This window comes from Legionella bononiensis, from assembly GCF_016786215.1.
Classification (GTDB): Bacteria; Pseudomonadota; Gammaproteobacteria; order Legionellales; family Legionellaceae; genus Legionella; species Legionella bononiensis.
In genome coordinates, this window is the sequence record NZ_JADOBG010000010.1 from 212,706 (window position 1) to 226,741 (window position 14,036).

The window sequence follows — 14,036 nt, forward strand, 5'->3', positions numbered from 1 at the left end:
TCGTGAAAATAATGAATCAATACTTTTTTGCCGCAAAGTCACCTACTTCACAACATGATCTTTAGTTCCTGTCCTAAGTTTTTTTTTAACTATACTAAGATATAAGCTTATTTTTGGATGTATGATATGAGTATTTCTAAAGGCGATAGTACTAATGTGGATGCTACAAAGCCTGAGGATATTGCTGCAGCAAAGACACAATATTCGCCAAATTATACTCCATATCAACGAAGAGTAGGTATTCAAGGTAATAACATTGATCTTATACTTGTAGATTATAAAAAAAAATATTGTGGTGAGCCAAACAACTATCCAGAACCTAAACAAGAAAAGGGGAGTACCCGCTTATTATTCCCTTCACCTGAAGATTTAGCGACTTTTATACAAGATCAGGCGAGTCAAGGGAGAGGATTTACTCTCACGGATGGCCAAGGACGAGTAATGGCCTACTCAAATGGTGATGGAAAATTATATAAAGCTGATAATACCGTCTATGGTCCAGGTGAGAAGCTTGTGGCATCTGATATACCTATCAGGGGATTTAGTATACCACCAATTCAATCTCAACAAGAAGTTGCTGCTGTAACGACTGAGGATACTGCCCCAGAAAAGAAAGGTTCTTACTCAAGTGACAAAGTGAGGCAGCTTATTTCTACACAGCTTTGTAGAGTTACAGAAATTGAAAACCATCAGGAATTGAAAGGTAAATCTCACCCTGGTATTTGGTATGAAAATAAAGATAGCAAACAAGCCAGCATCATTGGGACTAATGATGTGGTAGATGACTACATCAAAAAATTAAAAAAGGAATATGGCAAGGATTTTGAAATTGGCTCTGAAGTGGTTTCATATGAGGGAAAAGAACTTGTACAGTTAACGATACCAATCCAATCTTTAGCGACTGTTGCAAAAAAAATGGATTATCCCATAGATTTGAGTGGGGATATCCCTACCGAATCCCTTGCTAAAGAGCAAAACCAAGAGCGGGAAGTTCCATTAGATAAACGTGCAAATACTGAAGATACTGCTCTAGAAAAAAAAGGTTCTTACTCAAGTGACAAAGTGAGGCAGCTTATTTCTACACAGCTTTGTAGAATTACAGAAGTTGAAAATCATCAGGAATTGAAAGGTAAATCTCACCCTGGTATTTGGTATGAGAATAAAGATGGCAAACAAGCCAGCATCATTGGGACTAATGATGTGGTAGATGACTACATCCAAAAATTAAAAAAGGAATATGGTAAGGATTTTGAAATTGGCTCTGAAGTGGTTTCATATGAGGGAAAAGAACTTGTACACTTAACGATACCAATCCAATCTTTAGCGACTGTTGCAAAAAAAATGGATTATCCCATAGATTTGAGTGGGGATATCCCTACCGCATCCCTCGCTAAAGATCAAAGTCAAGAACGGGAAGTTCCATTAGATAAAAGTGTAAAAGAGGTGATTGGGCAATATAAGCCAGCCTTTAACCTTCAACCTATGTCTAATACGACAACTTGTTCCAATCTCGATGATTTACCCGCATACGGCACATCAACTCAAAGCGTTGAGAATGACCAACAAGCAGCTGATGCAAATGATGAGAATACAAGCCAAGCAAATCTATGAAACTGAATACAACAAGCTCACCGTACCTTTTTTCTTTTTTGAATATATGAGTTAAATTTCAGCAAGCGTATCCTGGGATACGGCTCTTTGGCTTACTCCCAGGCTGCGCTGGCTGATTACTTTGCTTATCAGACCTAATACATAAAGTGTAGTTAATTGTGTCAATGTCAATTGACTGGTTTAAATTTGCTCATCAACGTTGGGCTGAGGGTCTTTACGCAGAAGTTTAGATACAGCATAAATGCTTCTTCAGCCCGATCGGTTCAGATGTGTTTCTTATACCAAAAACAGGTTAATCCCAAAGCTGAACGTCGGGAAGAAGTCTAGAAAATGGGATTCTTACAGGTCAATGACGCTAAAATGTGAATCTAAAGCTGCTCTCCTCTTCCTCTTCTTCACTTGACTCCAAAGGCTCATGCTGAAGGCTAAAATCATGCACTAATTCATTGACCTTGATAAATTCTCGAATTGCTCCAAAAAATCTCTCTGGAACATCTGACTCCATTGAATGATCTGATTTTTCAAAAATTTTGAGGCTGCTATTTGGAATAGCATTAGCCATTTGTATTGAATAAACAGGTGATGTAATCCAATCTTCTTCCCCTACTAAAACAAGAGTGGTACAGGTGATATCAGATAGTTTATCTAAATAATTAAACTTCCAAATATTAGACCGAAAACCTTCATTCAGTGCATCAAAAGAATAAGGATAAATTGGTGCGGGACGACTTACTGGCTCATTGTGTCGTATTTTCCAGGAATAAAAAGGTTTCATTACTTCAAAGTAATGATCTGTTTCCTCCTGATTTATAAAAGAGCCACTCCAAAGTGTTTCACATACTTTTATTTGTTCTTCCGTTCCTTTAGCTAAAACATTTGCCTTTGCCGTTTCCAGAAATGCATAGCTTGGTGCGCCAGCTGCCAGAATTAAAGAGCTCACTTGTTCTGGATAACGTACAGTAAATCCAAGAGCTGTTATCGCGCCACAAGATTTGCCCAGCATAATGACCTGTTCAAGTTTTAACTCACCAATAATATAATGAATGTCATCAATATTATTATCGAGCGTATAGGTAGATGGTTCCCCCTTGGCACTCAGACCACACCCTCGTGGATCATAGAAAATAACATTGGCTTCTTCTTGAATGCACTCATAATCCTTGTAATTGGAATGATTGGCTCCTGGGCCACCTGGAATCATGAATACATAGGGTTTCGTTTTAAGAGCCTCCTCATGTTCATAGACTATTTGGATATGGATGGTTGTTTCAGGCGCGTTTATTCGGCTGGGCACTTTGATGTCAAATATTTTATTCATAGAAAACTCCATTTTTAAAAAAGACCTGAAAAACGCGAGTGTAACTTATTTGGCAAATCACTGCGATAAAGAGTGTTTTCCTCAAATTCTTTTTGTAACTCCACTGATTGTTACGTTTGTTACTCACATCACTTTTAGATATGTTCAACAGATGTAGCCTGGGAGAAGGCCCAAAGGGACGTATCCCAGGTTTCCAGTCCATCTGCATTCACGCTCCAAATGCTCCTTGGACTCCATCATCACCCCAATGCTCCTGCAATACTCCAGTCTGAACAACAAATACCACCAGGCGTAAAATCGCTGCAAAAATTAACCCTATTTGATTATGGAGTTGGATTTCCTGTGAATGGAATTTTATAAGGGTTTGTTGAGGTATGGAAGTAAAATGCAAACCTGGGATACGGCCCTTGGGGCCTACTCCCAGGCTACGATAGCTGGAGCCATCAATCCTTATTATCCCAGTTCATTCATAGTTGTTATGATGCCCGATTAGCTGGTATTACTATTGAGCTGCTTTAGGCTAAATACCGTGATGCCCGGGTGCTTGTAGGTTTGATGGCGCAGCAAGATGTTCACGAGACTGCATAAGGTCTTTAGTTCTCGCTTCATCAATGGCTTCTATAGCCGCCAAATCAATGGCGGCCTGACCCGAGTGCGGCCCGGCGGCTTCCATGCCATCGCCGGCAGATTCGGCAAACCCAGCCCGTACTATTGCAAATGAAAAACCCAATCCGGACTCCTCGCCTGCGGCAGTAGGAGTAAACCAAGCATCATTGGAACCAGTTTCAAAGTTAAAAAACTTAAGCCGCCGCCGTAGATTAGCTGGACGATCCGCATCCAATAAGGTAGGGTCTTTGACTACCTTTTCAAATGAACGCTTGGGATGACAATATTCCTGGGCAATATGAGCAGGCACTTCTCTTTGCGGCAAACCAACCTTGATCCAGAGTGTGTCTAGTTCTTCCCAGTTCTCCGCAGTGTTCTTGGGACTTTGGTCGTACGCCTCAATATAATTTTTTAATGCTTTTTTTAAAGGCGTTAAATCAAAATGTGCACTGCGGTATTCTTTCCCCTTTTGGGTATAGGCTAGCCCTCTGGGGTGTTTGAATAGGTCTCCTATGAGTTCTTCTATCTTCTCCACCCGTTTCAGGATAATGAATTTGGTCTCATCATCCATATACCGTTCCAGCATCCGACACATATGGGTGTCTTTGGCCCAATAGGCATATTCATAGGCGGTGCAGTTGAAGGTTCTTCCTGAATAGTCGGTAAAGGGGACTTTCCTTGTGGTAAGAAGCTCCTGAGTAGTAGCGCTATCTTTTTGGAGCAGGCTTTCAGCCTCATTTTGTTGGCCGTAGGCAACTTGCTGTAAGAATTGTTTGGCATCGATTTTGGGTTTGAAATCGGGTCGTTCTTGTTTGAGTTGAGTCAATAGGTCTTTTTTAAGTTTTGGGTCTTGATAGGTGTTGATGCGTTCGTATAAGGTTTGTAATTCAGCATTATCCATGACCGCTGTATCGATGGTGATGTCTTCCTGAACCAGACAATTATGGGGGATGTTGACGTCTAAGTCAGATGCTTGAGCGCGAGCCGGCTCTAAAGGCTGGGTTAATTCGGGAGGTACATCCAATAAAGGAGAGCTGGCGAATTCTGGGAAACTCATGCATATTGACCCTTGGTGGGTAAAAAAATGCCCTTTCTTTTCAGTGTTCAATACAAAAAATTCATCAAAATGGGGAGAATCTTTGATTTGCAGATATCGGCTCGTAAAGTCTTGCTTAATGGTTTGAATGTCCTCTGCAGTGAGTGGGGCTTTTAATTTGAATCGTTTAAAATGCTGATTTATCCACATCAAACACGTTTCTTCAATGGGAGTATTAGTCTTTTGTGCGTTAACCAGTGTCTGTGCAAGGCTTGTGCTTAAATTCGAGCTTTTATCCAGTATTTGCCCAAAATTTGTGTCGGAGTCGATTAGGTCATGAGTGAAGCAATAGACATTGGTAATTCCTAATAAAAATTGGGTGGCTATAGACCATTGTTCAGCTTGCGCTAAATAGCTAAACGGAGATTCCGTGGCGGTCTCGAATAACTGACCAGCGCAGTATCCGAATAAGGCTTCCATATACTCAACTGGGCTTGTTTGCGCGTCAAATTCCAAATTATTATCCATTTCTTGTTTTTGTATAGGGTTGCCTTGCTCGTCTTTTGTAAAATCAACGGAGACGTTCACCAAGTCTTCCACTGTATCGTGCAAGAGTTCCCTTAAGCGCTCAAAATCAACCGGCACATGAGGGGGCTGTAATTGGTTCAATACCCGTTGTATCACCTGTGATTTCAAATCCCTTACTTGAAAATTCAATGGGGTGTAAGCCTCGATGAGTGCCTGTTGTAATTTGGATTGGGCTTCTTGTATGTCTCTTGATACGCTTTTATGGGCCACGCTAAATAGGGGATTAGCCACTTCCGAACGCAAAAAGCCATCTTCATCAGTGGGACGTAATACCATACTGTAGAGATTAGAGCGTGCCCGGTCTTGCATGAATTGTCCCAAGGGCTTTGGGTAGTTGGGAAAGCCTGAATTGAGGCAGTTCAGCTCTGGGTGTTTTTCCAGAAAAGCCAGAGCATTCAAATACGCATTAATTTGGATTAGTCTTTCTTGTTTTTGTTGAGTGAGCTCTGACTGTGCATCAAGTAAGCTGATGTCGTTTTCCAGGGCTTCTTTGTAGGCTAATAATTCCACTTTGAGGCTGATTTTTTTGTTTGAATTACTGCCTTTATTAAAAAATTCTTGTAGTGCATAAACCGCTTTGCAGGTGTTGTCTAATCCAATATTCGTGCCGCTGACTATGGGCATAAACACGTGAACTATGTTCTCGGGGCTTACATTGAGGTACCTGGCGGATAAAGGTTCTTTTAGCGGCAGCTTCATGATTACCGTGCTTTATTTGCTCATTATGCTTGTATTATAGCATTACATGACAAACATAACCCGAATCTCTTACTGCAGTTTAATTAGACAACTGGCATAGGTTACAAAAGGAAGGTTTTCTGAAAATTGATTTTACAATCCTTAATTCTAACTAAGATTTAAATCATTAGATCCATGCATCACAAAACAGTAAATCACCCTACTTTTTACCAATTAGAAAATCATTTCATTAGGATTTCTGACTGTATTGTATGGCGTGTCGGTATTATGGACTAAATTATAAAATGTTTCATTTCATCCGGTCCAATTTAGTCTATGTGCTAGACTAAATTGACTTTTGCATTTATTACGCTGTTTGACGGATAAGCAATTACAGTTTTTAAGCGATACTGAACCACGTGTAGAAGAAAAAATGAAGATCACAAATTGATGCGGATTAACTAGCTAATTTTAAATTATGGAGAGCTTTTATGAACGGACAAGGAATAAAAACAACTTTGATATCTACGTTATTAATGTCAACTTTAATCGCAACATCATCATTTGCTAGTTCAAAAGAAAGCGTAGCTGATAATAAAATCAATGCGGCTATTTCTCCCCAAATTTTTGAAATGGCTAAAAAAAATGAAAACTGGAAGTTAGCCCTTGTGACAGGTAAAGATGCACAGGTAGTATTGATGAATATCACCCCTAAGACCAACCCAAACAATGAGATTGGGGTAGAAACTCATCAATTTGATCAGGTCATATTTGTTGTTGAAGGTCATGCTAAATCGATTCTCAATGGCAAAAACTCAACCGTCACAGCAGGTGATATGATCTTCATCCCCCAAGGGATTCCTCATAATTTTATTAATCTCGATGCAAAGAAACCATTCAAAATAATAAGTGTCTATTCAGCTACAGATATTCCTGAAAATGCCGTATATAAGCACAAGTCAGATATGCCACAAGATTAATTTGGCGGCATATCGACAGCAGGCGTAGCCTGGGAGTAGGCCCAAAGGGCCGTATCCCAGGTTTTCAGTCCAATTTCATTCACTCTCCAAACGCTCCGTGCACACCATCATATCCCCAATGTTCTTGGATTATTCCCGTCTGAACATAATGAAAATGAGGTTCAGATCTTGTCTTTTGTTTTAAGATAATGAAAAGTAAGATCTCCTCCAACAGGTCAATATGATTGGCTATTAATTGTGAGTTCCGATTTCTAAAAAGTAAGATTAAAAAAATAAGTACCGCCAGGCGTAAAATCTCTGCGAAAGTAGACCCTATTTGTTGATGAAGTTGGATTTCCTTTGAATGGCATTTTATAGGGGTTTGTTGCGCTATGGAAGTAAAATGAAAACCTGGGATACGGCCCTTTGGGCCTACTCGCAGGCTACGCCAGCTTACCAAAAGAATGCACGTATCAATACAGTTAAAAGTAATCATGCACCATGAATTTTTATCATCCCTTACAAAGCAATCATCTTCCCGAATTTATGCGGTTTGGTCGTGTCATCACTGTGGAATTTTCCTCCTGGTTACCATCTAAAGCAAAAAATCCAGCTTCAGCAATCGGCACGACAGCTGGTTTTTTGTCCCTGAATCTAAAAAGATATTCAGGCTGACCACCAACACCGTTATTAAACCCTTTTAATTGTGGGTGATAATTTTTTTTGTTATCAACGAAGGATTCAATTTCAAACTCGGCCAATGTTTGCGATACAACATGAGTTAAAAGCGCAATAGTCAGGGTTTTACCGCGACAAACTCGATTATCTGAACCAAAAGTTGCCAACGGATTCAGTTGCTTATAGTATTTGCTGTTTTCCTCTGGGTTAAATTCGTTCGCATACTCCCCCCATTCTCGCGATGTATTGGCCTGCCAGGTTGTATAATGCAGCTCCGTGCCAGCAGGAACAAAAATTGTAACCCCCTGATACTCTATCACAAAATCCTGCAGGGCTTTTCCTGGCTGAGCATAGATGGTCGTGTAAAGACGACCAACTTCTTTAAGCAGCAGGTCAAGACTTTCAGGCCATTTTTCATCGCGAATTTGTTCACTTCGTAGGTATTTTTGCTTGATATCATCGCGTCCAAACTCAACGAAACAGTGATCCAGGTATTTTTTAATATTGTCTCCCCCAGCAAACAATAATGAGATAATGATTTGCCTTAACTCATCCTCGCTTACTTTTTTAACATACTCATCACCGAGATAAAAGTTTTGTTTTCGCTCCATAATTTTATTGATAAATGGATTAAGTTGGTCACGAGCGCGAGTCCTCAAATCCTCTTTATTTGAATATGGACTCATAATGGATTTAAACGCGTCATCAGAGACTTCTGCTATGGCATTGGACAGACCCTGTATAAAATCCTCTGACCAGTTTTCCTGTTCTTGTCTTTCATTTTCTGGTGGATAAAACCCATTTAAAAAAATTCTCAAGGAAAACGAAAGAAAATCAGGAGTAAACGGCTTTTGTTTTTTAGCATGCTTACGGAATTGATTGAGCAACTCACTCGTTTGCTCTCTTACCACATTGATAAAATGTGTTTTATAGGGATTGTCTTTATATTTTTCAGTGCTATCAAACGATTGAATAGTTAGGGTTTCAATCATTTGTTTATTAAAAAGAGCATGGGTTTTATCGTCAGCACTTAAAATGCCCATTCCAACTGCTTCTAAAACCGAAGAAAAGGCATCTCCACCCGAAATTTTGGGGACATCTGGATTATCACTATAATACTTCTCTGATGTAGTTTCAGCCCGAGGTATTTTGCGCAGTGCGTTAACAACTGATGGAGCGCCAAAAGCCAACACTTGCTGCACCAATTTAATTTCGCATTTAGCAAGTGACTCGCTGAGTGGAATGTCGTAAACGATTGCATTAATTACCGCTTGGCTGATTTCTTCAAATGGAAATTGGGGAACCAGGACAGATAGATTTAAAATCTCCAAAGCATCATTTGGAACTTTGGCATACAACGCTGTTAAAAAATGATGGAAGGCATTAGGATCTTTATACCCTTTAAACCAGGTGGCTACTTGAAACGTATTGGCTAAAGCCATACCCATATAGGCCAATTTGGAAAAAACGTTCCTGATGATTGATTGTTGATAATCACTATCATTCGTACAAACCCTAATAGTAACCTCGGAGTTAGTGATAGAGGTATTTGATTTTCTATAAAAAAAATACATGGTATTGATCCTGATGGTTTGAGCAGAATTAGACTGACTTAATTAACAAAGAGTAAATTTGCTTGCCATATTAACGGAAATTTATATAAAAAAGAAAGCGTTACGTAGGAAAATATAGTGTATTTTTGCCGCAAATTTATTTTAAAATAGTTGTTTCATTGGATGAAAAAGATTCACTCTATCTACTAAGAACGTGCAAGGCCAAGCCTTGAATTTCTAATTTTACGGCTAAGTAGCGAATCATGCGAAGCCCTGAATCATTTCCAATTTAGAGATATTACAAAATCAACCTGATTGATCAATGAACAAAACTCGGAGCCGTCTAAAAATCATCCCCCACGTTCTTTACTGATGATCATATAAATACCATTTAACCCAGCAGGCGAAGCCTGGGAGAAGGCCCAAAGGGCCGTATCCCAGGTTTTCATTCCACATTCACTCTCCAAACCATCCTTGAACTCCATTATATCCCCAATGTTCCTGCACTACTCCATTCTGAACATAGAAATGAACACAAAAAATCCATTAGAGACAATAAAAGCACCAGGTGATTCACTATAACTCATTATGCTATACTATTCTCACCATCTTGAATTAAAAACAATCAATAGTGTTCGTGGAAATCCAGGAATAAGAACAATAGAAAGGGCAAATAATCGTGCAAGATAAGTCATTCAGTTGTTATCTCATCGGAGATGATAATATTACCTTACAATGTGCATCCATTATCCTTGCCAAAAAGCACCAGTTACTTGGATTAATCTCGCAATCAAATCGAATAAAAAAATGGTGTAAAGCGAACGCCATACCCTGCATAAAAAATATTGAAGAGTTTGAACAACATTATAAGAACCAAACTTGTGATTATTTATTTAGCATTGCAAATAACACAATTCTTCCACCCTCCATTCTCAACATACCACGCATTTATGCCATTAATTACCATAACAGTCCATTACCTAGGTACGCTGGCTTATACGCCACATCCTGGGCAATTATTAATGATGAAAAAGAACATGCGATTAGCTGGCACATCATGCATGAACACATCGATGCAGGGGATATTTTAAAACAACCACGGTTTGCAATAGATGAGGATGAAACAGCTCTTAGTTTAAATCTAAAATGCTACGAACAGGCAGTACAAGCCTTTCAAGAATTAGTAGATGAATTGGCTTTAAACACTGTCAACCGAATGAAACAAGATTTATCTCATCGCACGTACTTCGGATTAAAAAATAAACCAGTTTATTATGGATTTATTTCATGGAACACCGATTCAGAATACATTGATCGTTTGTGTCGCGCGCTGACTTTCGGTGAATATCAAAATGAATTAGTAACTCCTAAAATAATCGTTAACGAACAGGTTTTAGTCATCAAATCGTACCGAAAACTGGGAATCTCATCCAACAAAGAACCAGGAACACTGGTGCACTGCTCCACTACTGACTTACAGATTGCCACTCAAACTACGGACATCATTCTTTATGAATTAATGAATCTTTCAGGAGAAGAGGTTCCGATAGGACAGCTCATTGATGAGGCGGGACTGTCTGTAGGTCAAAGACTTATTGACTTAGATGAACACTATATCCAATGTTTGGCGTTGCACCCTGCCCTGATTGAACCAAGTTTGGAACAATTTTGGATTAAAGAACATTTAAAATGCATTCATGGTGGAGTCTCTTTTTTATCAAACCTATCAACAAAAAATGAACCTCATTTAGTCATTAACCCAATATTCACTCCAATACAAATAGGCTCTAATTTACTGAATAAGGCTCAACTTTTGTTTAAAAATCAACAAGTACCCTTAAAAAATATCCTTTTCAGTCTGCTTCTTTCATACATCTATCGACTGAATAACTATAAAAATTTTACTGTGGACTACAGCCCAACATCCCTGAGAGCAAAAGTTGGCATTTTAGACAATGTGCTGGAACAGCATGTTCCATTCACCACTCATTTTGATAGCGAGCTCAATATTCGTGATGTGGTGTTACTTATTGAACAGGAGCAGGAACGTCTTCGTCCATTTGAAACTTACTCTAAAGACATATTTATACGTTATCCTCAATTGAGCGGATTAACCCAGGAAATAGACATCAGTATTTCTTTTTTTGATCCATCAAATCGCCCTGATCAGTTAAATCATAAAAAATTAAATTTCTACATAGCAGAAGATGGTTCACTCCTATTCCTTCATAATAATACCAATTGGTCATCTTATGAGGAATCGTATACCTACTTTACTCATATGGAACAACATCTCAATACCTTATTAGAAGACGCACTGACCCATCCTCAAAAAAAACTGCATGAACTCTCCCTTCTAACGAATAGTGAAGAACAAACTCAATTAGAAGTTTGGAATAATACTCAACAAAGATATGATGTTAATCGATTACTGCATGAGATAATTGAGACTCAAGCAGATACATCTCCTCATTCGATAGCTGCCAAATTTCTAAATGAAACGATAACCTATGAAGAGCTGAATCAAAAAGCCAATCAATTAGCTCATTGCTTAATTAACCAGGGAATAAAACCAAATGACATAGTGTCCATTTACATCCATCGTGGTATGTACATGCTAATCAGTATCCTTGGTATATTGAAATCAGGAGCAGCCTATTTACCTCTAGATCCTCATTATCCTGATAAACGGATTAAATACATGCTCGACAACAGCCAATCTGCTGTTCTCTTGACTCATAAGAATTCTGTTTCAAGACCTATTCATGGATATGAAGGCTTCATCATTGATGTTACAGAGGCAATAGAATCTGAGCAGTTTCCTTCTTATAATCCACGCCCTTTGACTCAGTCATCAGATTTAGCTTATGTGATTTACACCTCAGGCACTACAGGTGCGCCTAAAGGCGTTCCAATTTCGCATAGGTCAGCGTGTAATCATATGGAATGGATGCGAAGTGCCTATGATTTTCACGAACAAGACGTATTTTTGCAAAAAACACCTTTTTCATTTGATGCATCTGTATGGGAATTTTTTATACCCCTTTGGATGGGTGCAACCCTGATCATCGCCCCGGATGATGCTCATGCCAGTCCTAAAGAGTTAATCAACCTGGTCAGTACGAATCAAGTCAGCATTCTTCAATTGGTACCGTCCATGCTGCGCGAAATGACCTTAACCCCTGGCTTTTCTTCATGCACTTCATTAAGACATGTCTTTTGCGGTGGCGAAGTTTTATTACCTGAAACAATCCATGCTTTTTTTGAACATCAACCCTCTCAATGTGCCTTACATAATTTATATGGTCCCACGGAAGCTACTATTGACTCGCTCACGTTAACTTGTACACCTCAAGATGCAATGGTACCTGTAAGTCGTATCGGTTCACCAATTGCTAATACAAAAGCCTATATTTTAGACGATCATATGCAACTTGTTCCTACAGGCATAATTGGTGAGCTGTATCTCTCAGGCGATGGATTATCCAAGGGTTATCTCCATAATGAAGAACTAACACAACAAAAGTTTTTACCTAATCCTTTTGCAACTCGAGCAACCGATAGGCTTTATAAAACAGGGGATTTAGTGAAGTGGCAAAATAATGGAACTATTGAATATCATGAACGACAAGACAGCCAAGTTAAAATTCGTGGGTTTAGAGTAGAAATAAGTGAAATTGAATCCTGTCTGGATAAAATTCCCTCTATCTATCAATGCCTGGTTAAACCTGAGGCTACCCCACTTGGTGAAATGTCCTTATCAGCCTACTTAATACTCCTGGACGACGAACCTATCACCGCATCAGAAATTCGAAGCTTGTTAAAAAATGAACTTCCAGAGTTCATGATTCCAACCCGTTTTTATGTAGTCGATAAGCTACTCACTACACCAAGTGGTAAACTCGATAGAAAAAGTCCACTTACTCCCTTAAAACAACTGTATTTAAATCAAGAACATTGTGAGCCTCAAAATGAGATAGAACAAACGCTCCATGATATTTGGTGCTCCGTTTTAAACAGAGAGCGTTTAAGCATTCATGACGATTTTTTTGAATTGGGCGGTCACTCATTAACCGCGATGAATATTATTTCACGCATTAAAGAACACTTTTCAATTAAATTAAGCTTGCGCCTGTTATTTGATTTACCCACGATTCATTCTCTTGCAATGGAGATAGAACTATTACTGCACTCCAAGCAATCGGATCCTTTCATCTTATCTGATCGGATTATCATTCCACTAAAAAAATCGGGTACCCAAACACCATTATTCTTTATTCATCCAATTGGAGGCAGCATTTTTTGGTACAAAGCGCTAGCAAAATACATCAATAAAGACGTGCCATTATATGGACTTCAAGATCCAGGCCTCGAACATCATGAGTTCTTTTTTAAGAATTTGGAAGAAATGGCATCCACCTACATTAAAGCCATTCAAAAAATACAACATCATGGACCATACTTGATAGGCGGTGCATCGTTCGGAAGCACCGTTGCTATTGAAATCGCAAGGCAATTTCAAGAGATGAATGAACCAATTAAAGCGATAATTTCACTGGATGGTTGGGCTGAATACCCTGCTCTGCAACGCAATGAAGAGCACTTCAAAGAATTTATGCGAGAACAGAATAAACGGATTTTGGAACACCATATGAAATTCGATATAAAAAATTCAGATACATTATTAGAATTGCAGTGGCATAGAGAAAAAATGTTGATGCACTATAAAGTACCGCCTATAAGATCAAAATTTATTTTATTTAAATCTGAAACACTCACCGAATTATTTAACTTTGAAGCCCCTTTGAATTGGTGGGATAACTATACCTCAGAGGAAATTATCTGTCATTTAGTGCCTGGTACTCATGAAAGTATGTTTTCTGAGCCAAATCTGTTCATTTTAGCGAATAAATTAAATGAAAGTTTAAACACATTAGATACTGTGCTATAGAATATTAAGCGTTGGATTGTTTCTATCCCCAAATAATAGTGTAACAATGGATTGCTAA

At 38.8% G+C, this 14,036-nt stretch carries 8 protein-coding genes; 5 read left to right on the forward strand and 3 right to left on the reverse strand.

What is annotated here, in order from left to right; all coding sequences use genetic code 11:
- Window positions 1-126: 126 nt before the first annotated feature.
- The gene (locus tag IZU94_RS06235) at window positions 127-1,611 is read left to right on the forward strand and encodes a hypothetical protein (protein ID WP_203109036.1); all 1,485 of its coding nucleotides are present in this window, start codon (window positions 127-129) and stop codon (window positions 1,609-1,611) included.
- Between the two features lie 355 nt (window positions 1,612-1,966).
- Here IZU94_RS06235 and IZU94_RS06240 read toward each other — a convergent pair whose 3' ends face one another.
- Complete coding sequence (locus IZU94_RS06240) at window positions 1,967-2,929, reverse strand: alpha/beta fold hydrolase (protein WP_203109038.1); 963 nt, start codon at window positions 2,927-2,929, stop codon at window positions 1,967-1,969.
- A 346-nt stretch (window positions 2,930-3,275) separates the two neighbouring features.
- On the opposite strand from IZU94_RS06240, the gene IZU94_RS06245 reads away from it, so the two are divergent.
- Complete coding sequence (locus tag IZU94_RS06245) at window positions 3,276-3,422, forward strand: hypothetical protein (RefSeq protein ID WP_203109040.1); 147 nt, start codon at window positions 3,276-3,278, stop codon at window positions 3,420-3,422.
- A 27-nt stretch (window positions 3,423-3,449) separates the two neighbouring features.
- Here IZU94_RS06245 and IZU94_RS06250 read toward each other — a convergent pair whose 3' ends face one another.
- Window positions 3,450-5,858 carry a Dot/Icm T4SS effector CpeA-related protein gene (locus tag IZU94_RS06250; protein WP_203109042.1) on the reverse strand — a complete coding sequence of 803 codons (2,409 nt, stop codon included), beginning with the start codon at window positions 5,856-5,858 and terminating at the stop codon, window positions 3,450-3,452.
- A 470-nt stretch (window positions 5,859-6,328) separates the two neighbouring features.
- On the opposite strand from IZU94_RS06250, the gene IZU94_RS06255 reads away from it, so the two are divergent.
- Window positions 6,329-6,817 carry a cupin domain-containing protein gene (locus tag IZU94_RS06255; protein WP_203109044.1) on the forward strand — a complete coding sequence of 163 codons (489 nt, stop codon included), beginning with the start codon at window positions 6,329-6,331 and terminating at the stop codon, window positions 6,815-6,817.
- A gap of 343 nt (window positions 6,818-7,160) precedes the next feature.
- Window positions 7,161-7,301, forward strand: coding sequence for a hypothetical protein (locus tag IZU94_RS18165; RefSeq protein WP_238400686.1), 141 nt, complete (start codon window positions 7,161-7,163; stop codon window positions 7,299-7,301).
- Window positions 7,302-7,326: 25 nt separating this feature from the next.
- On the opposite strand, the gene IZU94_RS06260 is transcribed toward IZU94_RS18165, so the two are convergent.
- Entirely contained in the window at window positions 7,327-9,048 is a 1,722-nt protein-coding gene (locus IZU94_RS06260) for a cytochrome P450 (protein WP_203109046.1), read from the reverse strand.
- A 658-nt stretch (window positions 9,049-9,706) separates the two neighbouring features.
- Between IZU94_RS06260 and IZU94_RS06265 the strand changes: the two genes are divergently transcribed.
- Window positions 9,707-13,978 (forward strand): amino acid adenylation domain-containing protein, encoded by a 4,272-nt coding sequence (locus IZU94_RS06265; RefSeq protein WP_203109048.1) that lies wholly within the window; start codon window positions 9,707-9,709, stop codon window positions 13,976-13,978.
- Window positions 13,979-14,036: the final 58 nt, after the last annotated feature.